This window comes from Streptomyces sp. NPDC006544, assembly GCF_040611715.1.
GTDB lineage: Bacteria > Actinomycetota > Actinomycetes > Streptomycetales > Streptomycetaceae > Streptomyces.
Map to the genome: position 1 here is coordinate 15,836 of NZ_JBEXOV010000009.1, position 25,746 is coordinate 41,581.

At 73.4% G+C, this 25,746-nt stretch carries 22 protein-coding genes; 12 read left to right on the forward strand and 10 right to left on the reverse strand.

The window, feature by feature from the left end:
• Positions 1-104 precede the first annotated feature (104 nt).
• On the forward strand, positions 105-1,706 hold the full coding sequence (locus ABZY44_RS06695) for an FAD-binding oxidoreductase (RefSeq protein ID WP_356650610.1): 1,602 nt from the start codon (positions 105-107) through the stop codon (positions 1,704-1,706).
• Positions 1,707-1,796: 90 nt separating this feature from the next.
• Positions 1,797-2,714, forward strand: a complete 918-nt coding sequence (locus tag ABZY44_RS06700; RefSeq protein WP_356650612.1) for a serine protease — start codon at positions 1,797-1,799, stop codon at positions 2,712-2,714.
• On the opposite strand, the gene ABZY44_RS06705 is transcribed toward ABZY44_RS06700, so the two are convergent.
• Both ABZY44_RS06705 and ABZY44_RS06710 read right to left on the reverse strand, forming a co-directional pair.
• Positions 2,668-3,060, reverse strand: coding sequence for a hypothetical protein (locus tag ABZY44_RS06705; RefSeq protein ID WP_356650614.1), 393 nt, complete (start codon positions 3,058-3,060; stop codon positions 2,668-2,670). The two genes, ABZY44_RS06700 and ABZY44_RS06705, sit on opposite strands and share 47 nt — an antisense overlap.
• A 65-nt stretch (positions 3,061-3,125) precedes the next feature.
• Complete coding sequence (locus tag ABZY44_RS06710) at positions 3,126-4,079, reverse strand: AEC family transporter (protein ID WP_356650616.1); 954 nt, start codon at positions 4,077-4,079, stop codon at positions 3,126-3,128.
• 148 nt (positions 4,080-4,227) lie between these two features.
• Between ABZY44_RS06710 and ABZY44_RS06715 the strand changes: the two genes are divergently transcribed.
• The 4 genes from ABZY44_RS06715 to ABZY44_RS06730 all read left to right on the forward strand — a co-directional run bounded on the left by ABZY44_RS06715 (position 4,228) and on the right by ABZY44_RS06730 (position 8,631).
• Entirely contained in the window at positions 4,228-5,571 is a 1,344-nt protein-coding gene (locus tag ABZY44_RS06715) for a sensor histidine kinase (protein ID WP_356650618.1), read from the forward strand.
• The gene (locus tag ABZY44_RS06720) at positions 5,568-6,254 is read left to right on the forward strand and encodes a response regulator transcription factor (protein ID WP_356650620.1); all 687 of its coding nucleotides are present in this window, start codon (positions 5,568-5,570) and stop codon (positions 6,252-6,254) included. Before ABZY44_RS06715 ends, ABZY44_RS06720 begins: the two co-directional genes overlap by 4 nt.
• A gap of 125 nt (positions 6,255-6,379) precedes the next feature.
• Positions 6,380-7,423: an alpha/beta hydrolase gene (locus ABZY44_RS06725; RefSeq protein WP_356650622.1), complete on the forward strand. Its 1,044-nt coding sequence runs from the start codon at positions 6,380-6,382 to the stop codon at positions 7,421-7,423.
• Entirely contained in the window at positions 7,420-8,631 is a 1,212-nt protein-coding gene (locus ABZY44_RS06730) for an acyltransferase (RefSeq protein WP_356650625.1), read from the forward strand. The genes ABZY44_RS06725 and ABZY44_RS06730 overlap by 4 nt, the downstream gene beginning before the upstream one ends.
• Before the next feature lie 111 nt (positions 8,632-8,742).
• On the opposite strand, the gene ABZY44_RS06735 is transcribed toward ABZY44_RS06730, so the two are convergent.
• Together ABZY44_RS06735 and ABZY44_RS06740 are read right to left on the reverse strand one after the other, a co-directional pair.
• Positions 8,743-9,165, reverse strand: coding sequence for a DUF350 domain-containing protein (locus ABZY44_RS06735; protein ID WP_356650627.1), 423 nt, complete (start codon positions 9,163-9,165; stop codon positions 8,743-8,745).
• 397 nt (positions 9,166-9,562) lie between these two features.
• Positions 9,563-10,777: a transposase gene (locus ABZY44_RS06740; protein ID WP_356650630.1), complete on the reverse strand. Its 1,215-nt coding sequence runs from the start codon at positions 10,775-10,777 to the stop codon at positions 9,563-9,565.
• Positions 10,778-11,005: 228 nt separating this feature from the next.
• Here ABZY44_RS06740 and ABZY44_RS06745 point away from each other — a divergent pair, with 228 nt between their 5' ends.
• From ABZY44_RS06745 to ABZY44_RS06755, 3 genes are all read left to right on the forward strand, one after another.
• Positions 11,006-12,922 (forward strand): ABC transporter ATP-binding protein, encoded by a 1,917-nt coding sequence (locus ABZY44_RS06745; RefSeq protein WP_356650632.1) that lies wholly within the window; start codon positions 11,006-11,008, stop codon positions 12,920-12,922.
• A 44-nt stretch (positions 12,923-12,966) separates the two neighbouring features.
• Complete coding sequence (locus ABZY44_RS06750) at positions 12,967-13,347, forward strand: VOC family protein (RefSeq protein ID WP_356650634.1); 381 nt, start codon at positions 12,967-12,969, stop codon at positions 13,345-13,347.
• A gap of 270 nt (positions 13,348-13,617) precedes the next feature.
• The gene (locus ABZY44_RS06755; protein WP_356650822.1) at positions 13,618-14,112 is read left to right on the forward strand and encodes a gluconokinase; all 495 of its coding nucleotides are present in this window, start codon (positions 13,618-13,620) and stop codon (positions 14,110-14,112) included.
• Between the two features lie 107 nt (positions 14,113-14,219).
• Here ABZY44_RS06755 and ABZY44_RS06760 read toward each other — a convergent pair whose 3' ends face one another.
• The 6 genes from ABZY44_RS06760 to ABZY44_RS06785 all read right to left on the reverse strand — a co-directional run bounded on the left by ABZY44_RS06760 (position 14,220) and on the right by ABZY44_RS06785 (position 21,419).
• Positions 14,220-14,447 carry a hypothetical protein gene (locus ABZY44_RS06760; protein WP_356650636.1) on the reverse strand — a complete coding sequence of 76 codons (228 nt, stop codon included), beginning with the start codon at positions 14,445-14,447 and terminating at the stop codon, positions 14,220-14,222.
• Positions 14,444-15,631 carry a hypothetical protein gene (locus ABZY44_RS06765; protein ID WP_356650638.1) on the reverse strand — a complete coding sequence of 396 codons (1,188 nt, stop codon included), beginning with the start codon at positions 15,629-15,631 and terminating at the stop codon, positions 14,444-14,446. Before ABZY44_RS06765 ends, ABZY44_RS06760 begins: the two co-directional genes overlap by 4 nt.
• A gap of 154 nt (positions 15,632-15,785) precedes the next feature.
• Positions 15,786-16,070, reverse strand: coding sequence for a hypothetical protein (locus ABZY44_RS06770; RefSeq protein WP_356650640.1), 285 nt, complete (start codon positions 16,068-16,070; stop codon positions 15,786-15,788).
• 157 nt (positions 16,071-16,227) lie between these two features.
• A complete protein-coding gene (locus tag ABZY44_RS06775) occupies positions 16,228-16,761 on the reverse strand; it encodes a protein phosphatase (protein WP_356650642.1) in 534 nt (177 codons plus the stop codon).
• A 40-nt stretch (positions 16,762-16,801) separates the two neighbouring features.
• Entirely contained in the window at positions 16,802-17,689 is an 888-nt protein-coding gene (locus ABZY44_RS06780) for a hypothetical protein (protein WP_356650644.1), read from the reverse strand.
• Between the two features lie 145 nt (positions 17,690-17,834).
• Complete coding sequence (locus ABZY44_RS06785; protein WP_356650646.1) at positions 17,835-21,419, reverse strand: S8 family serine peptidase; 3,585 nt, start codon at positions 21,417-21,419, stop codon at positions 17,835-17,837.
• 181 nt (positions 21,420-21,600) lie between these two features.
• Here ABZY44_RS06785 and ABZY44_RS06790 point away from each other — a divergent pair, with 181 nt between their 5' ends.
• The 3 genes from ABZY44_RS06790 to ABZY44_RS06800 all read left to right on the forward strand — a co-directional run bounded on the left by ABZY44_RS06790 (position 21,601) and on the right by ABZY44_RS06800 (position 25,627).
• Positions 21,601-23,088, forward strand: a complete 1,488-nt coding sequence (locus tag ABZY44_RS06790) for an MFS transporter (RefSeq protein ID WP_356650648.1) — start codon at positions 21,601-21,603, stop codon at positions 23,086-23,088.
• A gap of 81 nt (positions 23,089-23,169) precedes the next feature.
• A complete protein-coding gene (locus tag ABZY44_RS06795) occupies positions 23,170-23,370 on the forward strand; it encodes a DUF6629 family protein (protein WP_356650650.1) in 201 nt (66 codons plus the stop codon).
• A gap of 601 nt (positions 23,371-23,971) precedes the next feature.
• Positions 23,972-25,627: a GMC oxidoreductase gene (locus ABZY44_RS06800; protein ID WP_356650652.1), complete on the forward strand. Its 1,656-nt coding sequence runs from the start codon at positions 23,972-23,974 to the stop codon at positions 25,625-25,627.
• Positions 25,628-25,746: the final 119 nt, after the last annotated feature.

Below are 25,746 nucleotides of genomic sequence, written 5' to 3' on the forward strand. Positions count from 1 at the left end.
GCCGGCCGACGGCCCGACTCCGGGAATACGCCGTTCGGGGGGCAACTCGGCTCCCGTGGGCCCGCCTTCGCCCCGAACGTGTCCGGCGGTGGCAGGAAGGAGGGATGAGCCTCCACCGCCGCCAGGTCCTCGCGGGCGCCACCGCCGGCGCACTCGCCTCGGTCGGTGCGACGGCCCGCCGCGCGGGCCCGGACCACGCGGCCCTGGCCCGCGCCCTCGACGGCCGGGTCGTGACGGCCGGGGACCCGGACTACGCCGAGGCCCGGCAGCTCTTCCAGCCCCGCTACGACACGGTCCGGCCGGGCGCCGTGGCCTACCCGGCCCACCCGGGGGACGTGGCCGCCTGCCTGGACTTCGCGCGCCGCTCGGCCGTCCCGGTGGTCGCGCGCGGCGGCGGCCACGGCTACGCCGGCTGGTCCACCCGGGAGGGCGGCCTCGTCATCGACGTCGGGGCGATGGCCGAGGTGTCCGGTGCCGCCGCGGCCTCCGGGAGCTCCGGTGCCGCCGCGTCCTCCCGGGCCTCCCGGGCCTCCGCGGCCACCGCGGCCACCGCGGCCGCCGGGACCGAGGTACGGATCGGGGCGGGCGCCCGGCTCGGGGAGGTGAACGCCGCCCTCGCCTCGCGGGGGCTGGCCGTCCCGACGGGGCTCTGTCCCTCCGTCGGCATCGCGGGACTCACCCTCGGCGGCGGACTGGGCCTGGCCTCGCGGTCCTACGGGGCCACGTCCGACCAGCTCACGGGGGCCACCGTGGTGACCCCCGACGGCACCGTCCGCGAAGTCGACGCCGACAACGATCCGGCCCTGTTCTGGGCCCTGCGCGGCGGCGGGGGCGGAAACTTCGGGGTGGTCACCGGATTCCGGTTCCGCGCCCATCCGGTCGCCGACTGCGCCTTCGCCGAGCTGCACTGGTCCCCCGCCGAGTCCGCCGCCGTCCTGGGCGGCTGGCAGCGCTGGCTGGAAGAGCTGCCCGATCCGTTCTGGAGCCAGGTGGAGTACGTCGTCGACGGCGGCCCGGTCGGCGCCCCAGCACTGCGGGTGCTCTGCCTGGACGGCGGACGCGCCGAGCTGGAGCGGCAGCTGACCCGGCTGTCCGACCTGGTGGGCCGCCCGCCCCGGGACAGCTGGATCGTGGTCCGCGGCTACGGGGACACCATCCGGTCCCTGTCGGGGTGCCTGGACCTCGGTCCCGCCGAATGCCGCCTCCCCGGCTCCCTGCCCGGACACGATCCCCGGGGCCGGCTCGGCCGGGACTCCTACGCCGCCCGCTCCGACTTCTGGGCCCCGCGCGCACTGACCGAGCAGGCGGCCGGGACCGTGCTGGCGGCCGTCCGGCGCTATGCCGGGAGCGTGCCCCGCGGCGGGCTGGGGGTCGTGCAGTTCGACGGGGTCTGCGGCGGCGCCCTGAACCGGCTCCCTGCCGGGGCGACCGCCTTCGCGCACCGCGCCGCCGGCTTCCTCGCCCAGTACCTCGTCTACTGGCCCGGCACGGCCCCGGCCGCGGACATCGCCCGCCACCAGGGCTGGCTCGACGGGCTCTGGCAGGACCTGCGCCCCTGGGCGAGCGGAGCCGCCTACCAGAACTACGCCGACCCCAAGCTGACGGGCTGGCGCGCCTCCTACTACGGGCCGAACCTCGCCCGTCTCGAAGAGGTCCGGCGCACCTACGACCCGGACCGCCTGTTCCGCTTCCCCCAGGCCCTCTAGTGCCCTGGCCCGGAGGTCTGCCCGCGAGAGCGCGGCGGCGCCCCGGCCCCTGCTCCATCCCCCTCCAGCGAAGACGAAGAGGAGACGGAAATGCGACGTGCGTTGACGGTTGCGGCGACGACGGCCGCCCTGCTGCTGCCGGCCGGACCGCTGCCCGTGGCCCAGGCCGGGAACGTGCCGACGCAGACCGGGCGGTGGTCGGCCCGGGAGGCGGAGACCTTCTGGACGCCCGACCGGATGGCGTCGGCGGTGCCGATCAGCCGCGGCGGGGCCCCGGCGGCGAACAACGGCACCGGGCAGGACTTCGACGGCATCCCGGTCGTCGGCCGCATGTTCGTCATGAAGGGTGGCGGCGCGTACTTCTGCACCGCGAGCGTGGTCTCCTCCCCCGGCCGCGACCTGGTCCTCAGCGCGGCGCACTGCCTGCTGGGGACGGACGCCCGGCAGGTGGCCTTCGTACCGCAGTACACGGCCGGGAACCCGCAGCCGTACGGGATGTTCCCGATCCTGCGCAACGCGGCCGGCCGTTCCAAGGTGTGGATCGACCCGCGCTACCGGCAGCTGGGCGCGGACCGGGGCGCCACCCTCGACGTGGCCTTCGCCCAGGTCGGCCCGGACGCCGACGGGTTCCCGGTGGAGGACGTGGTGGGCGGCAACCGCCTGGTCACGGGTGCCACGTACGCGCACAAGAAGGTGTCGCTCATCGGCTACCCGGCCTCGGCCGCCCGGCCGCGGCTGTGCGTGAACCGGACGACGAAGTTCACCAGCACCGATCCCGGGATCCCCGGATCCTTCCTGCGGATCGACTGCACCGGCTATCCCGGCGGCACCAGTGGCGGGCCCTTCCTGACCGGCTTCGACGAGCGGACCGAGACCGGCGACGTGGTCGGGGTGATCGGCGGCTGGAAGACGGGCGGGGACACCGCCGACACCTCCTACAGCTCCTACTTCGGTCCCGACGTCAGGAAGCTGTACGAGACGGCTCTTGCCGGGGCAAAGGTGGCATGAGCACCCGCTCCCAGCGGGTGCGGCGCGGGTTGCCCACCGTCCGCGGGGTCGCCGGCAGCCCGTCGCCGGTGAGCGGTTCGGCGGCCGCGAGGCCGAGCTGACGGCGCAGGTCCGCGAGGGCGGTGTGGACCGGGGCGAGGATCACCTCGGCGCGCGGGTGCGCGTACGCGAGGGCGTGCGCGGCCGTCTCGATGGCCTCGGCGGCGTCCTCCGCGGCCGTCCGGCTCCACCCCCCGGGCGGGGCGTGCCCCCAGGGCGCGACGGTGTCGTACAGGTGGCAGGCGGCATCGGCCACGGTGTCGGCCTGTTCCCCGACTCCGGGCGCCGCAAGGGTCGGCAGCTCCATGCCGGATCAACGAGCGGAGCCCGCCGGGGGAACGAAGGGGCCCGGGCGGGCCCGCCGCGACGTGCCTACGAGGCCAGGGCCACCGTCGGCAGCCAGAGGGGCAGGAGCAGCAGGGACACCACCGAGCTCTTGATCACGACGGAGGCGGAGAGGTCCACTCCGACGTCGTAGCGCTGGGCGAAGATGAACAGGTTCTGCGGAGTCGGCATCGCCGCGATCAGCACGAGGTACGTCAGCCACTCGCCCCGTACCCCGAACAGCGCCCCGCAGACCGCCCAGGCGAGCAGGGGGAAGACCAGGCACTTGAACCCGATGAGCGCGAGCTCCTCGCGCGTGGTGCCCCGGACGTCGAGGCCGATGCCGCCGAGGTGGAGGCCGAGGGCGAAGAGGGCCACCGGGGAGGCGCTGTCGCCGACGAAGGCGGCGCCGTCCAGCACCACCTTGGGGACGTGAACGGAGAGCAGGTTGAGGAGGATCCCGGCGTTGCAGGCGAGCACGAGCGGGGTGGCGAGGGAGGAGCCGACCGCTCGGGCCAGCCGCCGCGCGGGGCCGCCCGCGCCCGGACCGGAACGGCCCAGTTCCATGACGGAGATGACGACCAGGGACAGGACGCAGACCTGGAAGAGCAGGACCGGGAAGATCGGGGCGGCCGTCCCGAAGAAGGTGATGAAGACGGGGACGGCGAAGTAGGCGGTGTTGACCTGGACCCCGGCCATGACGCGCAGCGCGACGTCGCGGGGATCCCGCAGGCCGGCCAGGGCCGAGGCGAAGGCGAGGGCGCAGCCCGCGAGGGCGGCGGCCGCCGCGTAGCCGCCGATGGCGCGCCAGTCGAAGAGGGCGGAGAGGTCGGCGGCGTAGATGTTGCCGAACAGGTAGCAGGGGACGGCGAAGAGGAAGGCGTAGTCGGCGAACGCCTTGGAGGCCTCGGCGGGCACCACCTTGCGGCGGGCGAGCAGCACGCCGGCTCCGAAGGCCAGGACGACCGGCATCAGTTTCTCGAGCGCGACCGCGCCGCCCATAGGTACCCGCTCCCCCGCCGTGCCGTGCCGTGCCGTATGCCGTATGCCGTATGCGTGTGCCGTGCCGGGCCGTCGGGCCCGGCGCAGTCTATGCCGGGCGCGCGGGTGCGCGGCGGGCGGCATCACCCGTGCATAAGGTGGACCGATCATGAGCGACCGAGCCCGATTCCGATCCCCGTCCGCCCAGGCCGCGGCCACCGGCGGCGCCGCCACGCGGACGCCGCGCTCCCTGGGCCAGTTCGCGGTGGCGCTCCGCACGCCCGCGCGGGCGGCCGAGCCGCTGTTCGCTCAGGCGCCCCGGATGTGGCAGCGGATGCTGCCGTACGCCGTGGCCGCGGTGTGCGTGGTGACGCTGCTGCCGGTCACGATCGTGGTGCTGACCACCGCCTACGTGGCGGGCGGAGGCTGGGCCGGCGCGCTCGGCGTGGCCCAGACCGTGCCGCTGCTGCTCGCCGTGACCCGGCCGCTGCCCGCGTGGGCGCTGATGCTGTGCGCCGACGTCGTCGGGGCCGTGGTCCTGACCCAGGCGGACCGGGTGGCCGGGCACGCCTGGCCGTGGACGCCGATGGCGATCATCGGCTACCTCGTGCTGATGGTCTGTCTGGGCCTGCGCGAGTCCATCCGGACCCTGATCGGGGTGTGGCTGGTGACCGGCGCGGCCGGAGTCGTACTGGGCTTCTTCCATCCGCCCGAGGTGATCAACACCGTCGCGCTGCTGTTCGTGCTGAGCGGGGTGGTGCTCGCGCTGACGGGGGCGCTGCGCGGACTCGGGGACGCGCGTCAGAAGATCGCCGAGCAGGAGAGCATCAGCGAGACCGAGCGGGCCCGGCGCACGCTGCTGGAGGAACGGGCCCGGATCGCGCGGGAGTTGCACGACGTGGTGGCCCACCACATGTCGGTGATCACGGTGCAGGCGGATTCGGCGCCGTACCGGCTGCCCGGCATGGCGGAGCCGGTACGGGAGGAGTTCACGGCGATCGCGGCGAGCGCGCGGGAGTCGCTCGGTGAGATGCGGCGGCTGCTGACGGTCCTGCGCGGCGACGAGGCGAACGGCCGCGACCTGGCGCCGCAGCCGGGGCTCGGGAAGCTGCAACAGCTGGTGGAAGCGACCGTACGGGCCGGGCAGCCGGTGGAATTGTCGCTGGCCGCGGGCGCCGCGGAGGCCGCGCCGCCGGCCGTGGACCTGTCCGCGTACCGGATCGTGCAGGAGGCCCTGGCGAACGTGGTGCGGCACGCCCCGGGGGCGCCGACCCGGGTGTCGGTGACCTACGACGCCGACGAGGTGCTCGTCCTCGTGGTGAACGGTCCCGCACGGGACGCGGTGGTGGCCCTGGAGACCTCGGGCACCGGGCACGGTCTGGTGGGCATGCGGGAGCGCGTACGGTTGACGGGCGGGACGCTGGACACCGGCCCGATGCCCGACGGCGGCTTCAGGGTCGCCGCCCGGCTGCCCCTTCTGCCCCCGAACGAGACGGACGAGGAAGCCAGTTGACCATCCGGGTGATCATCGTCGACGACCAGGCCATGGTGCGGGCGGGATTCGCCGCGCTGCTGTCGGCGCAGGCCGACATCGACGTGGTGGGCGAGGCGCCCGACGGCCGCCAGGGCATCCAGGTCTCCCGTACCGTCCATCCCGATGTGGTGCTGATGGACGTGCGGATGCCCGAGATGGACGGGCTGAGCGCGGCCCGCGAGCTCCTCGACCCCCCGCCGGGGGTGGTGCACCGGCCGAAGGTGCTGATGCTGACCACCTTCGACATCGACGACTACGTGTACGAGGCGCTGCGCGCGGGAGCCTCCGGGTTCCTCCTCAAGGACGCACCGCCGGCGGATCTGATCGCGGCGGTCCGGGTAGTCGCCTCGGGCGAGGCCCTGCTGGCACCGTCGGTGACCCGGCGGCTGATCGCGGACTTCGTCGAGCGGCGGCCGGCGCCGCGCAAGGACCCGGCGCTGCGGCTGAACGGCCTGACCCCGCGTGAGACCGAGGTACTGGAACTCATCGCGCGCGGGCTGTCGAACCAGGAGATCGCCGGCCATCTGGTGCTCGCCGAGCAGACGGTCAAGACGCACATCGGCCGGGTGCTGGGCAAGCTGGACCTGCGGGACCGGGCCCAGGCCGTGATCTTCGCCTACGAGGCGGGGCTGGTGCGTCCGGGCGACGCGCGCAGCGCCTGATCCGCCCGCCTCCTTCTCCTCCACCCCCTACCGGGGTATGACATCCGGGTTGGCTCCCCGGTGCGACGCCCCCACCGGTATCTCCTTCTTACCTTCCTCCTCGTCACGAGGAGAGGAGAAGGGGCATGCGCCGCTTCGCAAGGACACTGGTCACGGCCGCACTGGCGGTGGCCGTCGTCACGGGTACCGCGGGATGGGCTTCCGCCGACACCCAGACGGCGGTCACCGGCCCGCCGCCGGGCGCCGCGTCCTGGCTGGCCGCCGCGGTGCCCGGGCAGCCGGTGCCGGATCCGGCGGGCGCGTCCCCGCGCGAGGTCGCACGGTTCTTCGCCGGGCTGGACGGGGCGTGGCAGCAAGGCCTCGTACGGTCCCACCCGCTGGTGGTCGGCAATCTCGACGGGGCCCCGATCCCCCTCAGGTACGAGGCCAACCGGCTGGCCGTGCTCGCGACCGGCGAGGCCCGCTTCGCCTCCCTCGCCGCGCCCGGCCGGCAGATCCTGGCCTTCGACCCGCGCGGGCGGGGCCAGGTCGCCGAGGTGTTCGGGGACCTGGGACGGGCTTCGCGCGTCTCGGTGATCGTGCCGGGTTCGGACAACGACGCCGCCGGATACGACCGCGGGCGCGCCCCCTACACCGGTCCGGCCGGCATGGCGCGGGCCCTGCGCTCCGCCGTCCCGGACGCCACCGCCGTCATCGCGTGGACCGGCTACACCACTCCCGTGGGGGTCGGACTGGACGTGGCCAACGGGCGGCTCGCCCGGGCCGGCGCCGGCCGGCTCGCCCGGTTCACCGAGGGCCTCGACGCGGTCGGCGCTCCCGACCCGGTGCTGTTCTGCCACAGCTACGGCTCGGTGGTCTGCGGGCTCGCGGCCCGGCACACGGACGCCACCGACATCGTGGTCTTCGGCTCCCCCGGCATGCAGGCCGACACCGTTCGGGAACTGCACACCAGCGCCCGTGTCTGGGCGGCCCGCGGGCCCCGCGACTGGATCTCGAACGTGCCGAACGTCGAGTTCGCGGGGCTCGGCCACGGAGCCGACCCCACCTCGGCGGCCTTCGGGGCGCGCCGAATCCCCGCCGCCGACGTGGCCGGCCACACCGGCTACTTCACCCCCGGCACCCAGTCCTTGAAGGCCTTCGCCGCGATCGCCACGGGAGAGAACCGATGAACCTCCTCACCCAGGCGCGGGCGACCGCCGGCCGGATCGAAGCGAAGACCCCGGCCCACCGCGACCGGGCCGTCGACGGACTGCGGGCCCTGGCCCTGCTGGCCGTCCCCACCGGGCACTGGCTGCTCGGCGGTTTCACCCTCGACTCCGACGGCGCCCTGCGCAACGCCAGCCCCCTCTCCGCCTTCGGCGGCCTGGCTCCGGCCAGTTGGGTGCTCCAGATGCTCGGCATCTTCTTCCTGGTCGGCGGCTACGCCTCGGTGCTCTCCTTCCGGCGGCGCGCCGGCTCCACGGGGGCCTGGCTGAAGGGCCGCACGGCCCGGCTGGGGCGGCCGGTGCTCGGGGTGACGGCGGTGTGGGCGCTGGCCGCGCCCGTGCTGTACCTGTGCGGGGTGCCGGAGGTCACGCTGCGGACCGGGGCCACGTTGGTGATCCAGCCGTTGTGGTTCGTCGGGGTGTACGTGGCGGTCACCGCCCTGACGCCGTACTGCGTCCGGGCCGCACACCGGCTCGGCGGCTGGGCGGCGGCTCCGCTGCTCGCCTCGGTCGCACTCGTCGACTTCCTGCGCTACGGGCCCTTCGCGGACTCGGTGCCGAGCTGGCTGGCGCTGGTGAACATCCTGCCGGGCTGGCTCTTCGCCTACCAGCTGGGCGTGTCCTGGGGCGAGGGTCGGATCGGCCGGCGCGGGGCGTGGCTGCTGCTCGCGGGCGGCGGCGCGCTGTTCGCGGTCCTGCTCGTGGTCTTCCACTACCCGGCGTCGATGGTCGGCGTACCGGGTGAGGCGCGCACCAACTCGCACCCGCCGTCGTTGCTGGTGCTGGCTCTGGCCTCGGCCCAGTCGGGGGCGGCGATCCTGCTGCGCGACCGGCTGGCGCGGCTGCTGGCCCGGCCGGCGCTGTGGGCGCCGGTGGTCGTGATCAACCTGTGCGCGATGACGATCCTGTGCTGGCACCAGACGGCGATGCTGGCGGCCGCCGTGCCCGGATCCTTCGTGGGCGAGCTGGCGGGGCTGACGACGGCGCCGGACAGTCTGGGGTGGATCGTGGCGCGGCTGGCGTGGATGCCGGTGTTCGGGGCGCTGCTGGTGGGGATCGCCCGGTACGCCCGGCGGTTCGAGCAGCCGTGGACGAAGGTCTCGGCGGTGCGCAGGACGGTGGCGGGCCTGCTGGCGGCCTCGTTCGCGGTGTTCGCGCTGGGTCTCGCGTAACGGGGAAGCAGCACCCCGGTACACGACGAGAGCGCCGCTCCCGGGAAGGAGCGGCGCTCTCGTCGTGCCCAGCTCTTGTCTTGTCCCGTCCTGCCCTGCCCTGTCCTGCGGTCAGGCGATGGAGGCGGCGACGATGGCCGCCACGGCGATGTTGCAGGAGGCCGTCACCCACACGGCGGGGTGCGGCTCGGGGTCGACCACTATGGCGCCGAGCTTGCCCGGGGTCACCAGGTCCAGCACAAGGAAGGCCACCCCCATCAGGACGAGGCCGAGGACGCCGAAGGCCGCGGTGGACAGCAGGCCCTTGCCGAAGTCGTCGTAGGTCGTCCAGATCGAGGTGAAGACGATGCCGCCGATGCCGAGCAGCGCGGAGCTGAGCAGGAGGGCGGCGTTCCGGTTGCGCTCTTCCCAGATCTGCTTCGGCAGCTTGCCGGGGGTCAGCACGTCCACCAGCACGATGCCGAGGATGAGCAGCACCAGACCGACGCCGCCGAATGCGGTGGTGCGGCCAAGTCCGTTGATGATGTCGCTCATTGAGAAGCCGTCTCCGGGTGGGTAGGAAGTACGTCGCGTGCCCTGTCGTCGCGGTGGCCGAATCTATCGCACGCGGTGCCGCCGGAACACGGGGAGGCCGGGAAATGGCAAAGCTCAGGCCCGCGCGGGCCGGGGAGGCCGAATGGCTGTCGGGGCTGGTCATGCGGTCGAAGGCGCACTGGGGGTACGACGCCCCGTTCCTGGCCGCGTGCGCGCCGCAGTTGCGGATCGAGGCCCGGGATCTCGCGGGGCGGCGGCGACGGCCCGGACGCCGGGGGTGTCCCGCGCCCACCGCTCAAAGCGGGACAGGACGGTGTCGACGGTGGGCCGGCTGGAGGGCGCGGACTCGGATCCCTGCGTCGTGACTCCTCCCCGCCGTAAATGGCGGGGTTTCCTGTTACGCCGTGTTGGCGTTGCAGCGGGCCAGCCCGGCCCGGTTCAAGACGTTGATCGCGCCCACGGTGTCTGCGTGCGCGGTGTGGCCGCATGAGACGCAGTGGAATTTCTCCTGTGTGGGACGGTTTGCCTTCGCGGTGTGCCCGCATGGGGGACATGCGCGCGAGGTGTTGCGGGGGTCTACCGCGACGATTTTCCGGCCGGCGCTTTCAGCCTTGCTGGTGAGGATCGCGAGGAACACCCCCCAACCCGCGTCGTGGATCGATTTGTTCAGTGCGGCTTTGGCGGTGGCCCCGTTGGGCAGGAAGCTGTCCGTGTTGTCGGGGTCGGGCTTCGGCTTGGGGGCCCGCACCATGTTGGCGATGGACAGTTTCTCGTGCGCTATCGCGTCGTGGACGCGGACGAGGTGGAGTGCGGTCTTGTGCGCGTGGTCGAGCCGCTGGCGCCGTACCTTTGCGTGCAGCTCGGCGACTTTCCCGACGGCGGCGCGGTGCTTCTTGGTCCGCTTGTCGCGGCGGACGCGGGGGAAGACGGCGAGTGCCCGCTGGGCCTTCGCCAGAGCGTGGGCGTTGGCCTGGCCGTGGCGCGGGTTGGGGACGAACTCGCCGTTGGAGTCGGCCAGGAAGTTGGCGATCCCGACGTCGATCCCGACGGCGGAGCCCGTCGCGGGCAGTGGCTCGGGCTGGGGCTGGTCGGTGGTCAAAACCACGTACCAGCGCTTGCCCTCGCGCTTGAGCGACACGGTCTTGACCTTGCCGGCCACCGGCCGGTGCTGGTGAACCTTGACGTGTCCCACGCCCTGGAAGCGGACGCGGGTCGCGCGGTTGGGGAGGGAGTCCCACCGGCAGCCGTCGCCGTCCTTGGGGAAGTCGACGGTGTCGAACCAGTTCACCCCACGAAAGCGCGGGTATCCCGGCGTATCGCCGGACTTGACCCGGCGGAAGAACGCGGCGAACGCCTTGTCGAGACGGCGCAAGGTGGCCTGCTGGCTGGAGAACGACCACCGGCCGTGACGCTCAAGGTCGAAGGCCCGGATGTCCTTGAGCTGCGCGGACTGCGTCCCGTACTTGATGCTCGTCCTCGAGGCGTGACGGTAGGCGTCGCGGCGTTCTTGCAATGCGCCGTTGTAGAGCGAGCAGTGATCGCGCAGCATCTCGCCGAGCGCGATCGCCTGACCCGTGGTGGGTCGCATGAGGAACTTGTACGCACGGATCATCCGGCCCACCCCCCTTCGGCTCGTCAACGCGATCACAGGGCGTCAGCTCTCACTACCTGCGCGCGGAATACACCGGCCGAATTAACCTCATCGGAATGGGGTCACATCGGGTGCGCACGCGTACGAGGGTCCGGAAAATACCTCATGTGAGCGGGAGTTGGCGCCGCATCGGAGTGAGCGACCCCCTCCGTTGACCTCGAGTCCGGTTGAGGTCGTAGCGTTCGGAGCATGGACATGGAAGTCACCGCCTGGACCTCGCTGCACAGCGCGATCAACGCCCAGCAGGAGCGGCGCCCGCTCTCGCGGGCGAGCCTGCGCCGGATCGCCGCTTTCGCCCTCCCGCACCGCCGCGGGCTGACGCTGTTCCTGCTGCTCAGCATGGTGACCGCCTTGCTGGCGGTGGCCACTCCGGTGCTCGCGAGCCGCGTGGTCACCACGATCGTCGAGGGCGAGGAGGCCGGCACGGTCACCCGCCTCGCCCTGCTCATCGCGCTGATCGCGGTGGCGGAGGCGGCCCTCGGACTGCTCATCCGGCGGCTGTCGGCCACGCTGGGAGAGGGCCTGATCCTGGATCTGCGCACGGCGGTCTTCGACCACGTGCAGCGGATGCCGGTGGCGTTCTTCACCCGGACCCGCACGGGCGCACTCGTGAGCCGCCTCAACAACGACGTGATCGGGGCACAACGGGCCTTCAGCAACACCCTGTCGGGCGTCGTGGCCAATACCGTGACCCTGCTGCTGACCCTCACCGTGATGCTGGGCATTTCCTGGCAGATCACGCTGCTGGCCCTCGTGCTCCTGCCGGTCTTCGTGCTCCCGGCCCGCCGGATGGGCGCGCGGATGGCTTCGATGCAGCGGGAGGCCTCGGCGCTGAACGCGTCGATGGGCACGCAGATGACGGAACGGTTCTCGGCGCCGGGCGCGACGCTGGTGAAGCTGTTCGGACGGCCGGCCGACGAGTCGGCGGAGTTCGCCGCGCGGGCGGCCCGGGTACGGGACATCGGGATCCGCACGGCCATGGCCCAGTCGGCCTTCATCACCGCCCTGACGCTCGTCTCGGCCCTGGCCCTGGCGCTCGTGTACGGGCTCGGCGGCTACTACGCCCTGCGCGGCACCCTGGACGCGGGCTCCGTCGTCGCCCTCGCGCTGCTCCTGACCCGCCTGTACGCGCCGCTGACCGCGCTCGCCGGGGCCCGGGTCGAGGTGATGAGCGCCATGGTGAGCTTCGAGCGGGTCTTCGAGATCCTCGACCTGAAGCCGCTGATCTCCCAGAAGCCGGACGCCCGGCGGGTCCCGGACGGTCCGGTGACGGTGGAGTTCGACCGGGTCTCCTTCGGGTACCCCTCTCCCGACAAGGTCTCGCTCGCCTCACTGGAGGAGGTCGCGACCCTCGACGCCCGCGGTGGTACGCAGGTGCTGCACGAGGTGTCCTTCCGCGCCGAGCCCGGCCAGATGATCGCCCTGGTGGGCTCGTCGGGCGCCGGCAAGTCGACGATCGCGCAGCTGCTGCCCCGGCTGTACGACGCCGACGCGGGGGCGGTCCGCCTCGGCGGGATCGACGTACGGGACCTCACCGCCGACTCCATCCGCGAAACCCTGGGCATGGTCACGCAGGACGGCCACCTCTTCCACGAGTCGGTACGGGCCAACCTGCTGCTGGCCCGCCCTGGCGCGGCGGAGGAGGACATCTGGGAGGCCCTGCGCCGCTCGCGGCTGGACGGTCTCGTGGCCTCCCTCCCGGACGGCCTCGACACGATCGTCGGTGAGCGCGGCTACCGGCTGTCGGGCGGCGAGCGCCAGCGGCTGACCATCGCCCGGCTGCTGCTGGCCAGGCAGCGGGTGGTGATCCTGGACGAGGCCACCGCCCATCTGGACTCCACCTCGGAGGCCGCGGTCCAGGAGGCCCTCGGCGAGGCCCTGGCGGGCCGGACCGCCGTGGTGATCGCCCACCGGCTGTCGACCGTGCAGGCCGCCGACCTGATCCTGGTGGTGGAGGACGGCCGGATCGTGGAACGCGGCACCCACACCGAACTGCTGGCGGTGGGCGGGCGGTACGAGGAGCTGTACCGCACCCAGTTCGCAGCGGCCGACACGCCGCGCGCCGACACCGTCCCGGACGGCGCGCCGACCGTGTCCGGTGGATGATGGCCGACGGGCAGTCCGCCGCGGTCACGACGAGGAAGCAGCCGATGGACATCAAACTGGAACTGGTCGCCGTCCCGGTCACCGACATCGACCGGGCCAAGGCCTTCTACGAACGCTTGGGTTTCCACGCCGACCACGACGTCACCGTCAGCGAGGACATCCGTTTCGTCCAGCTGACCCCGCCGGGCTCGGCCTGTTCCATCGCGATCGGCAGGGGACTGACCCGGATGGCCCCCGGCTCCCTGGACAACCTGCAGGTGGTGGTCACGGACATCGAGGAGGCCTTCGCCGATCTCAGGGGCCGGGGCATCGAGGTGACGGAGATCGAGGACATGCCCTGGGGCTCCTTCGTCTACTTCAGCGACCCGGACGGCAACGGCTGGGCGGTCCAGCAGACCACTCCGCGCACCGCCCCTGGCGGCTGACCCGCACCGCCCCGGGGTGGTGAGGACGACCCGGGGGAAGGCGATGTGGTGGCGGAGGTGTCCGTCGAGCCGGCGGCGCACGAGGTACGCCCCGTACCGAGGGGCCGCCTCCGTGGGCTCGGCGCACTGCTCCGGGGTGGCCCGGGGCGCCCGGGCGGATGACGCGCAGGTCGTCGACGTAATAGGTTGCAGTGGTGCCCTGGCGTCGGGCGGGCCGACGTCGGCGAGGACGGCGAAGCGAGGTACGCGGTGGAGCGCGTCATTGTGGTGATGGGCGTGGCCGGGACGGGCAAGACGACCGTGGGCCGGCTGCTCGCCGACGCACTCGCCCTCCCCTACGCGGAGGGCGACGCCTTCCACCCCGCGGCCAACGTCGCCAAGATGTCGGCCGGCACGCCCCTGGACGACACCGACCGGTGGCCCTGGCTGGACGCCATCGGCGAGTGGATGCGCAACCGGGCCGGCCGGACCGGCGGGGTCGTGGCCGCCTCCGCGCTCAAGCGCGTCTACCGGGACCGCTTGCGCGCCGCCTCGCCGGGAACCGTGTTCGTCCACCTCACCGGCGAACGGCCCTTGATAGAGAAGCGCATGGCGGAGCGCAGCGGCCACTTCATGCCCACCACGCTGCTGGATTCGCAGTTCGACTCGCTCGAGCCGCTCCAGGCGGACGAGCTCGGCGTACGCGTCGACGTGTCCGGAACCCCGGAGGAGATCACCGAACGGGCACTGGCCGCCCTGCGCGGCCTCCCCGCGCCGACGGCGTAGACCGCGGGTCACGCCGGCCAGGACCGAGCCGCCGAAGCGGGCAGGACGCCTGCGGAGCGAGAGGCTCGGGCCGCCGCCCCGACCGTGCGGCAGGGCGGAGCGGAGCACTACGGGCGGTCCGGGTCGGCGAGTTGCGCCGCCGCGAGGTCGAGGCCGCCGGCCGCGGTGGTGCAGCGGTCGGCCAGAACGGCCACTTCCGCACGGAAGGCGTCGGCCCGCGGGCCCCGCCACCTCAGGTCGCCGGCGGCGCGACGGAGCCGGTCGGCGTGCGAGCGCAGGGCGGCCGAGTGGGCGCGCAGGCCGTCGGCGGGGGCGGGTTCGGGGCGGCTTCTCACAGCGCCCTCCCCGGGAGGAGGACATCGGGAAGGCCCGGCACGCCCGTGAGGTGGGTGGCGGTGACCCGGCCCCGGAAGGCTGCCAGGCCCGCGAGATCCGCCTCGGGACCGGACTCGGGACCGGACTCGGGGCGGCAGCAGAGTCGGGCGGCCGGGTAGACGGTGATGAACTCCTTGCTCAGGGAAAGCCGTTCGGCCGAGCGCGCGCCCGGGCCGCGGCCGACCAGGGCGAGTTCGGTTCCGGACGCGACGAGGCGGCGCACGGTCGCGGCCACCGCGCGGGCGTACGCCTCGTGGGCCTCGTGGGCGTCGTGCCGCTCGTGCGCGGCCTGCGGGGCCTGCGGGCGGCCTGGTTCCCGGGGTGGACCGGCGAGCTGGACCACGCACCGTTCGGTCCCGTCGGCCACGGTGACCCGTTGCAGCAGGACGGCTCCGGCGGCCGAGGCGATCACATCGGCATTGCGCAGGTATCCGGCCGGGGTACCGGTGGTGTCCAGCTCCGCGAGGAGGCCGGTCTCCGGTGCGCCGGCGGCCGGGCCCCGGTCGAAGAAGGCGAGGAGGGCGGCGCCCAGCCCGAGAAGCGGTTCGGCGGCCATGGCGCGGCCGGTGGCGACCTGCCACCCGGCATGGTCGTTGAAGGGATTGTCGTCGGTCAGCGCGTTCCAGGCCAGGATGTCGGCGAAGGAGGGGTTCAGCAGCGCGAAGGCCGACCCGGCGCCCTGCCTGCGCATGAGGTCTCGGAACTCCCGCACCGCGTCGGCCTGCCGTTCCTCCTCGACGGCCCGCAGGACCACGGCCGCGTCCGGATCCTCCTTCAGCGCGGGATTGCGCGTACTCGCCGCCCTGATCCGGCCCTTGAGTCCGCACACCGCGAGGCTGACGGCGAGGCTCTCGCGGCCGGCGAGGACTCCGGCGAGCCAGCCGGCCCGCGCCACTCCCCGGCCCCTGGGGGCCCAGCCGAGACCGGCCGGGTCGGTGAGGGCGCGCAGCAGCGTACGCCAGGCCGCGCGGCGGCGGCTGCCGAAACTCAGGGCGGTGACCGGCAGTCGGGAGCCGAGGGCCATGCGGGAGGCGTAGCGGGCGGCTTCGCCGACGGCGTCGGCGGCGTCGGCCAGCTCCCGGCACAGGGCGCCCAGTTGGTCGGCGTCCGGGTCGGTGAACTCGGAGGTCGCGGCGTCGGACATGGATTCCTCGGGTGGTCGGGTGGTCGGGTGGTCGGGTGGGGCCGGGCTGAGGCAGTGGTCCGGTCGGGTCGGCCAGGGCGGGCCGGGCGCGCAGGGGGAGCGAGACCTCGGCCGGTGCGGGCCGCGTTCGGCAGTTCCGGTGGTGCGGCGAGGGTCAGCCGGATCTGCGGGATCTTCTGGGGGTCCAGCGGGTCGGGGAACGGTCCGAGCGGGTCGGGTACGGGCCGTGCGGCGGGGACCCGGTGACCGCGAGGCCCGGGTGGGGAGCGAGGGCGAAGGCGCCGGACCGGCCGGGCCCGGCGTGCCCGCGCGCCGCCCGGGGCCGGGTGCGCACGAAGCCCCGTACGAGGACGGGCAGGGCGGGGGCGTCGTGCACGGGGGCCGGAATCCGGACCGGGGGCGCGAGCACAGCGAGGGTGGTCCCGTGGACCGTACGCATCCGTGCACCTCCGCGCAGCCGGGGACTGGGCCGTCTCCTGGGGCGGACCCCGCGGCTCGACCGCCGAGATCCGAAGGAGACGACCGTAACGATCGGCGATCTCGCGCTCACCGTACGTCGATCACCCCGGGTCCGCGCTTCGGGGGGCGTCCGCGGACTACGGGAGCGGATCGATCTCCGAAGCGGGGTCCAGGTCGACGAGCATCGCCGCGACGTCCAGTCCGGAGGCGAGGTAGGCGGTGAAGGACCCGTTGTGCAGGGCCCACGGCGAGCGCTTGCGGCGGACGAGGCCGATGGCGTCGGCCGGCGCGAGACCGCCGTCGACGAGGCACTGGGCCACGACGAGGCCGGACCGGTTGTAGCCGGAATGGCAGCGGACCAGGATCGTCCGTCCGGAGTCGAGCGCGGCGCGGGCCGCCACGGCGAGCCGCTGGACGGTACGGAGCTGCGCGCCCGTGAGCGGGGCGTCGGGCATTTCGCCGACCAGGTGTTCCACGGACGGGTCGGGGCCGTGGCCCGGCCGGGTGAAGAGGCTGATCACGAGGTCGAACTCGGCGCCGGCGACGACCGGCCACAGCTCCCCCGCCGGGTCGGTCCAGTGGTGGCCGCCCATCCAGAGGCCGGGGACGATCTCGTCCCAGGGACTCTGCGGACCGGGTACTTCCGAGTCCCGTCGGTGGGCTCTCCTCATGGTCTGCCGAGAATACAACAGCGTTGCAGTGGTGGGCAGTTCAGGCGAATGCCGCCTCACGGAAGGCGGTACGGAGCGGACCCGACGGGACCGTCGGGACGAGGGCGGCCCACCGTTGCCGGCGCGGTGAGACCCACACGGCCGGGCCTTCGCCGTGGGACCAGGCGCCGTGGGGGGCCGGGTACCAGAGGAGGCCGCGGGCCGGGACGAGCTCGCCGGTGCGGATGCGCAGTGATTCGGCGGTCCAGGCGCGGCTGACGGGCTCGTCCGCCGGGGCGAGGAGGTGGCTGAGGAACCGGGCGAGGTCGGCGACGGGCGCGTGCAGGGTTCCGTCGGCGGCGAACCCGGTCCGGGTCATGCCGAGGGGGCCCCAGACCCGGTCCGCGGCGAACCCGGCGAGGGGACTGCCGCACAGCCGCTCGGCGAGCCCGACGAGGGCGCGGGCGGGTGACGGTCCCGCGCCGTGGGTGAGCAGATGGTGCGCGGTGGTTCCGGCGGGCAGCCCCCCGCCCGCCCCGTACGCGGTGAGCGGGGTGTGCAGGCTCAGCTCGCCCGCGTCCACGAGGATCCCGATCACCGGCCAGAGCGCCAGGACGGCCGCCAGGCCGCCGACGTCGAGCACGCCGTCCGGGGCCGGGACCGGGACCGGGACCGGGGGCTCGGTCCCGGCTCGCTCCGCCACCCTGTCCGGCCCGTCGGGGCCGTCAGGGCCGTCAGGGCCGTCGGGGCCGCCGACCGCCCATGCGGCCTCCGGGTCGATGTCCCGCACGACCGCCCGGATCCGGCCGGCGTCCCCGGCCGGACCGTGCGCTCCGGCCGGCAACTGCGTCGATGGGGGTACGGGGAGCGCTGGGGGCGCGGGGAACGCGGTCGGCGCGGTCGGCTCGCTGTGCTCGGCCTGCCCGGCCCGGTCGCTCTGGAGCGTCATGGACAGCCACGGTACGGCGCCCCCTGCCCTCCCGCGCGTCCCTCTCGGGCCGGTCACCGCCCGCCACCCGAATGGCCGGGCGCCGCAGCCCTGACACAAGGGCGGGGCGCCCGCAGGCGCCCCGCCCGTCGGACCACCCCCGGGATCAGCCCTTGTCGGGGCGGTCCGTCACCCGCAGGGAGTTCAGCAGGGGTTTGCCGTAGCCGCTGTGGGCGACGAAGCGGACGTTGAGGACTCCGTCCGTGACCGTGACCGTGTACGTGCGGGTCAGGGCCGTGTACGGGCCCGCCTCCAGCGAGATGTCCAAGGACGGCAGCACCAGGGCGCCCTCCGCCAGGACGTCGAAGACGCGCTTGTTCGGCTTGGTGGAGGAAAGCTCCGCGAAGCCCAGTTCGACGGTGTAGGTGCCGTTCGGGACGTTGTCGAAGCGGTACTCGTACATGCCCTCGCGGGCGTTGCGCAGCAGCCGCTGGTCGTCCGTGCCCGCGATCGTGCGGCTGGTGGACTGGACCGAGCCGCTGCCCTGGTACCCGTAGGAGCCCTGCGTGTACTTGCGGTCCGGGGACCAGCCGTCGCCCAGGGAGTCCGTGCTCGCGCCGGTGGAGCCCGCGTCCACGGCTGCCTGGTAGCGCGGGACGACGAGCTTGACGGGAACGGTGAGCACCGGGGTGCGGCCGCTGACCGATGTGATCTTCAGGTCGGCGGTGAGGACGGTGCCCGGGGTCAGGCCCGCGCTGTCCACCGACAGCGTGAGCGAGGCCTTGCCGCCCGTCGGGAGGTCCCCCGAGCCCGGGGTCACGCTCAGCCAGCCCGCGTCCTCGGCCACCCCGAAGGCCGTGCCGAGGCCCGCGTTGGCGAGGTCCAGTGTCCGCGTCCGCATCTGGCCCGGCGGAAGGACGATCTCCACCGCCGGTTTCGCGGCCGTCACCTTGCCGGTGCGCAGGGACCGGGTCACCGTCGTGACGTCGGCCGCCTTGACGTCCACGGTGGCCGCCGCCGGTTCGTACTGCGCGGCGGTCAGCGTGAGGTCCCGCGCTCCCGAGGGGCTCTGGACCACGTAGGCGCCGTCGGCCGCCGTGACGGCCGAGACGGCCGTGGCACCCGTACCGACGGTCACCGTGGCTCCGGCCACGCCGTTGCCGTCGTTCGCGTCGAGCACCCGGCCCGCCACCACACCGCTCTTGGTGGTGCGGAAGGCGATGGACAGCCCGTCCGTGATGACGGCCGTGTTGAAGGAGTACCGGTACGCGTCGATGCCGGTCGCGTTCTCCACGCCGACCGTGGCCGTGGACCCGCCCTTGATGCCGGTGCCGCCGGTCCCCTTGTAGGAGTACCGCACGGTGCCGTCCTCGCCGATGGCCGCGGAGAAGGAGAACGTGTCGGCCTGCGCCGACCAGTGCGACACCCCGCGCCACTCGATCACGTACTGCCGGTGCGGCGCCGTGCCGGTGACCGCGGTGAAGACGCCGGATCCGCTGCCCGCGGCGCCGACGACGAGGTCGTCCCAGAAGGGGTAGAGCGCCGCGTTGGGGGTGGCCGAGCTCGGGATGTCCGTGTTGACGTCCGCGGTGTTGTTGCCGCCGAAGCTGATGGTGCCGTTCGTGCCGATCCAGGCCTGCCCGTAGGTCTTTCCGTACAGCGGCAGCGGGAAGGGAAGGTCGACGCGTTCGGTGGTGTTGTCACCGGTCAGCGCGATCTGCCGGTCCCCCGCCCGGTACGGGCCGCCGCTCGCGGTCGCGCAGGCGTAGCCGTAGCCGTCGGTGCGTTCGGGGAGGTCGACCGCGACGGTGGTGTCCCCGGCGACGGTGACCTTGGCGGTGCCGCCGGTGAGGCAGCGGGAGGAGTGGGTGGCGCTCACGTCGTACGTGCCGTGCGGCAGGGTGACCTCGAAGCGGCCCTGTGCGTCGGTGGTCGCGGTGACCGGGGTGTCCGCGACGCTGACGGCGGCGCCGGCCAGCGGGCCCGCGGCCGAGGAGACCGTGCCGGTGACCTTCCCGGAGGCCGCCTCGGTGAGCGCGAGGTCTCCGGTGGCGGTGGTGTTCTCGGTGACGGCCACGGTCGCGGTCTGCGGCCCGTAGCCGAACTTCGAGGCGGTCAGGGAATACTCCCCCACCGACAGGGCGGGGAAACTGTACGTGCCGTCGGCCGCGGTGGTGGCCGTGCGGTCGATCGGGCCGTCCGCGAAGACCTTCACGCCGGCGAGCGGCTGCCCGCCCGCGCGGACGGTGCCGCCGAGGGCCCCGATCGCGCCGCGCGGGGCGGCGCTGACGGCGGCGAGCGCGTCGAGCTTGCCCTCGCCGAAGACGTTGTTGTCGGCGGTGGTGCCGCCGCACTGACTGCTGTCGGTGTCCAGGGCGGTGCCGTCCAGGAGCGCCTCGGTCTGCGCGATGTCTCCCACGAGCGCGGGCGCGGCCGACCAGAGCAGGGCCACGGTCGCGGCCGTGTGCGGCGAGGCCATCGAGGTGCCGGAGAAGGACGCGTATCCGCCGCCGGGAACGGAGGAGCGCACGTTCACGCCGGGGGCGGCGATGTTCGGCTTGACGAGTCCGCCGGGGCCCGCGCCGCGCGAGGAGAACGACGCGATCGCGCCGTTGATGTCGAAGGCGCCGGAGCTGTAGGAGCTCGCGTAGTCGCCGGGCGAGCCGCTGGTGGAGCAACCGGGGCCGGAGTTGCCGTTGGAGAAGGCGGGGAAGATGCCGGCGGCGCGCCAGGTGTCGACGATCTCCTGGTACCAGGAGTCGCCGCCCGTGCCGCCCCAGGAGTTGTTGACGACGTGCGGGGCGAGGTCGGGACGGGGGTTCTGCCCGTGCAGGTCGGTCGGCGCGACGATCCACTGGCCGGCGGCGAGCAGCGAGGCCTCGGAGCAGGAGGTCGTCTCGCAGCCCTTCGCGGCGATCCACCGGGCGCCCGGGGCGACGCCGATCCGGTTGGCGCCGCCGTCGTCACCGACCATGGTGCCCATGGTGTGCGTTCCGTGGTCGTTGTTGTCGCACGGGGCGGAGGTGGGGCACACGCCGGCGGGGTCGAACCAGTTGTAGTTGTGGTCGTAGGCGCCGTCGGCGCTCTTGCCGCGGTACTGGCCGGCCACGGCCGGGTGCGTGTAGTCCACGCCGCTGTCGATGTTGGCGACGACGATGCCTTCGCCGCGCACGCCGAGCTGGTCCCACACCTGAGGTGCCTTGACTCGGTCGATGTTCCACTCGACGGCGTCGGCGGAGGCCTTCTCCCGCTTGCCGTCGGCGGGCTCGGGGAGCTCGACCTTGTCGTCGGCGTCGATCCGGGAGACCTCGGGTCGCTGGGCGAGGGCGCCGGCGAGTTTCTCCGTGCCGACGACGCGGACCGCGTTCACGATCCAGTACGAGGTGTACTCGGCCCGCGCGCCGTCCAGGGCCTTGATCACCTCGGTCTGGCTGCGTGCCGCGTGGTCCTTCTTGAGCCGCAGCACCGTCGCGGCCTTCGCGGCGCGGGTCTGCTGCCCGTCGGCGGCGGTGAGGTCGGCGGCGCTGTCGAGGTAGACCCAGAAGACGGCCTTCGCGGAACCGTCGAGCTGGGCCCGGAGACTCGGTTCGATCTTGCGCTCGGCCGTTCCCGGGCCGGGGGCCGGGTCCGGGGCGGCGGCGGCGACGCCCGCACCGAGGGGGAGGAGCAGGGTCGCGCCGAGGGCGGCCATCCCCGTGCGCAGGAAGCGTAATCGCGATCTCGAAGATCGCCGGCTGTCGGTCTGTGCCACGTGTGGTCTCCTCGTACGCCGTGTGCGGGTCGTGCGGAAAGGGTGTGCGTGACGTGCGCGGGCCATGGTGCGGGAGCTGTCATGCGCAGTACAAGAGGGCCTCATGAGCCGAACCGGCACCGGCGTCCCTCCGTCGGGCCGCCGGGTGGCCTTTCGGGGCCGCGCGGTCCAGCCTGAAGGAATGACCGACCCCGCCCTCGCCCCGCCGTCCCCCGGTGTGCGGCTCGGTACCCCGCGCGGCCGGTGGATCGTGCTGACCACCGTGCTCGGATCCGGGATGGCGCTGCTCGACTCGACCGTGGTCAACGTCGCCCTGCCCCGGATCGGGCAGGACCTCGACGCCGATCTGGCCGTGCTCCAGTGGACGGTCAACGCCTATCTGCTGACCCTCGCCGGGCTGATCCTGGTCGGCGGGGCGCTCGGCGACCGGTTCGGGCGGCGCCGGATCTTCGTGCTCGGAGTGGTGTGGTTCGCCGTGGGCTCGCTGCTGTGCGGGATCGCGCCGAACGCCGGGGTGCTCATCGCCGCCCGCGCCCTGCAGGGCATCGGCGGCGCGCTGCTGACGCCCGGTTCCCTCGCCCTGATCCAGGGCTCGATCCACCCCGCCGACCGGGCCCGCGCGGTGGGGCTGTGGTCGGGTTTCGGCGGGGTGGGCGCGGCCGTGGGGCCGTTCCTGGGCGGCTGGCTGGTGGACGGTCCGGGCTGGCGCTGGGTGTTCCTGTTGAACGTGCCGGTGGCCGCGCTGTGCGTCCCCATCGCCCTGCGGCACGTACCGGAGTCCCGGGATCCGCGGGCGCGCGGAAGCTTCGACATCGCCGGGGCCGTCCTCGGCGCGTCGTCGCTCGCCCTGCTCACCTACGCCCTGATCGAGGCCCGGTCCGGCTCGGCGCTCGTCCCGGCCGCGGCCGTCGGCGGCGTCCTGCTGGCCGGCGCCTTCGTCTACGTCGAGCGGCGGCGCGAGAACCCGATGGTGCCGCCGGACATCTTCGCCTCGCGCCAGTTCACGGCCGTCAACCTGGTCACGTTGTGCGTGTACGCGGCCTTCGGCGGGTTCTTCTTCCTCGTCGTGCTCCAGCTCCAGGTGGTCTCCGGCTACTCCGCCCTCGCCTCCGGGGCCGCACTGCTGCCCACCACCGCTCTGATGCTGCTGCTGTCGGCCCGGTCCGCGGAGCTCGGCGAGCGCATCGGGCCACGGATCCCGCTGACCGTGGGGCCGCTGCTGTGCGCGGCGGGAATGCTGCTGATGCTGCGGGTCGGCGAGGATGCCTCGTACGTGCGGGACGTGCTGCCCGCGCTGCTCGTACTGGGCATGGGCATGGTGACCTTGGTGGCTCCGCTGACGGCTGCCGTCCTGGCCTCGGTGGACCCGGGCAGGGCGGGCCTGGCCAGCGGAATCAACAACGCCGCCGCGCGCGTCGCCGGCCTCCTCGCGGTGGCCGGCCTGCCCCTGCTCGCCGGGATGGGGCCCGAGGCGTACCTCTCGGCCGACGCCTTCGACGCCGCGTTCGGGCGGGCGATGCCCTGGTGCGCGGGGGTGCTGGTGGTGGGCGCCGTCCTGGCGTGGGCCACCGTACGGTCGCCCGCGCCCGGGGCGTGCCACCCGCAGTGCCGTACCAACTGTGCGGTCACCGCTCCGCCGCTCGAACCCCCGGGAGCGGCGCAGCGGTGATCCGGGGCTGCCCGGCGGCCCTACCAGGGGCCGGGGGCGGGCGGTGCCACGACCGGCGGGCGGTCGTCGCAGGTGAGGGTGTTGGGCAGTTCCCGGCCGGCCAGCCAGCACGCGACCGCCGGTCTGACGGCGGGTACGGTCGCCACCGCCTGGGCGGTGATCGCCCTGCCCCTGCTGCCGGTCCGGGTGCCGCTCGGGGTGCTGCTCGCCGCGGCCCCGCGCGGGCTCCGTCGTCTCGGCGCGCTCCCGGCGGCCGGGGCGCCGGCCTGCTCGGCGCCGTAGAGGCTGGAATTCGCTTCCCCCTGGGGCGCCTTCGCGGCCGCCGCCTCGGCCCTGATCCTGGTCTGGACCGGCCGTCCGGAGGCTTCCCCTTGTGTACGCAAGACGCTCGGAGGGAGATCAGCGGGCCTGTGACACCGGTACGGGCCACGCACGGATCCGCTCGGCGAAGGTAAAAAGATTCCGGACGGATCATGGGCCCACGCTGCGGTTCGTCACCTTTCGGCCGCGGCCCCCGCAGGACACAGCCATGACGGAGTGGCTGCGTCCCCCGCGATCCCCGGCCGTCCGGGACCGGACGCCGCGTCGTCGCGCGTTCGACTCCTGACGTGCCGGATTCGAGGGAGGACGGACCGTCCGGTCCGCACGGGCCCCGCACGGGCCCCGCACGGGTCGCCCGCGCGGCCGTCACTCCCGGGCCTCGCGCGCGCACGGCCGGTGGTCGTTCCCAGCGCCCGATGGGACCTTCGGGGCCGCCACACCCGCCCGCTCACGGCGCCGCCAAGACCATGATCAGCCAAAAGATTCCCCGACGTATCTAGTGACTTCACATGCGCTCGGCAGTAGAACTCGTTCTCATTCAGCCTAGCGTGAGGAAGGTCACATGACCGACAAAGGCCTGCACAAAACGAGCTCCAACGGAGTCTCGCGCCGCGGGTTTCTGAGTAGAACTGGTTCCATTCTCGGGGCTATGGCCCTTGCGGGTCAGATCGCCCCGACCCAGGCACAGGCCGCCACGGCCGACTCGGCCGCCGCCGGGCCCATCGACAACGGGGCCCACGTGCCGGCCCTGGTGATCGGGACCGGGTACGGCGGTTCCGTCGCCGCCCTGCGGCTCGCCCAGGCCGGCGTGGACGTCCACATGATCGAGATGGGCATGGCCTGGGACACCCCCGGCTCGGACGGCAAGATCTTCTGCAACACGACGGCCCCGGACTACCGGGCCTACTGGCTCCGGACCAGGACCAAGGCGCCGCTGAGCAACTTCCTGGGCTTCCCGATCGACAAGAACGTCCCGCGCTACACCGGCATCCTGGACGCCGAGGAGATGGGCGGGATCATCGTCTACCAGGGCCGCGGCGTCGGCGGCGGGTCCCTGGTCAACGGCGGTATGGCGGTCACCCCGAAGCGCTCCAGCTTCGCGGCGGTCCTCCCGTCCGTGGACGCGGAGGAGATGTACAGCACCTACTACCCGCGCGCCAACGCGGGCCTCGGGGTCGGCCTGATCGACCCAGCCTGGTTCGACACCGTCGACTGCTACCAGTTCGCCCGCGTCGGCCGCAAGCACGCCCAGCGCGCCGGGTTCCCCTTCGTCTTCGTCCCCGACGTGTACGACTGGGACTACATGAAGAAGGAGTCGGCCGGCACCGTACCCAAGTCCGCCGTGGCCGGCGAGATCCTCTACGGCAACAACGCCGGCAAGAAGTCGCTCCAGCAGACCTACATCGCCCAGGCCAAGGCCACCGGCAAGGTCACCATCTCCCCCCTGCACAAGGTGACCTCGGTCTCTCAAGCCGCCGCCGGCGGCTACACGGTCGCCATCGACCAGATCAACACCACCGGAGACACGGTCGGCACCAAGACCGTCCGCGCGGACAAGGTCTTCTTCGCGGCCGGCAGCGTGGGCACCAGCAAGCTCCTCGTCCGGCTCAAGGCCACGGGCGCGCTGCCCCGCCTCAACAGCGAGATCGGCCAGGGCTGGGGCGACAACGGCAACGTCATGTGCGGCCGGGCCAACCACATGTGGGACGCGACCGGCCAGGTGCAGGCGTCCATCCCCTGCGGCGGCATCGACAACTGGGACGCGGGCGGCGCCTTCGCCGAGGTGGCCCCGCTGCCGACCGGCATCGAGACGTACGCCTCGTTCTACCTGTCCATCACGAAGAACCCGAACCGCGCGCAGTTCACGTACAACGCGGCCTCGGGTGCGGTCGAGCTGAACTGGCAGACGGCCTGGAAGCAGCCTTCCATCGACATGGCCAGGACCATCTTCGACAAGATCAACTCCAAGGAGGGAACGATCTACCGGACGGATCTCTTCGGCACCAACAAGATCTGGGGCGACCACCTCACCTACCACCCGCTCGGCGGCGCGGTCCTGAACAAGGCCACCGACAACTACGGCCGCCTGCACGGCTACACCGGCCTGTACGTCATCGACGGCGCGCTCATCCCCGGCAACACCAGCGTCAACCCGTTCGTCACCATCACCGCCCTCGCCGAGCGCAACATCGAGAAGATCATCGCCACCGACCTGTAAGCACGGCCGGGCACACCGCCGGACAGGACGGCCGGGGACCGCCGCCGGCCGGAACAGCGGACGGAGCAGCACACAGGACAAGGGCCCGCGGCCGTCGACCCACCGACGGCCCCGGGCCC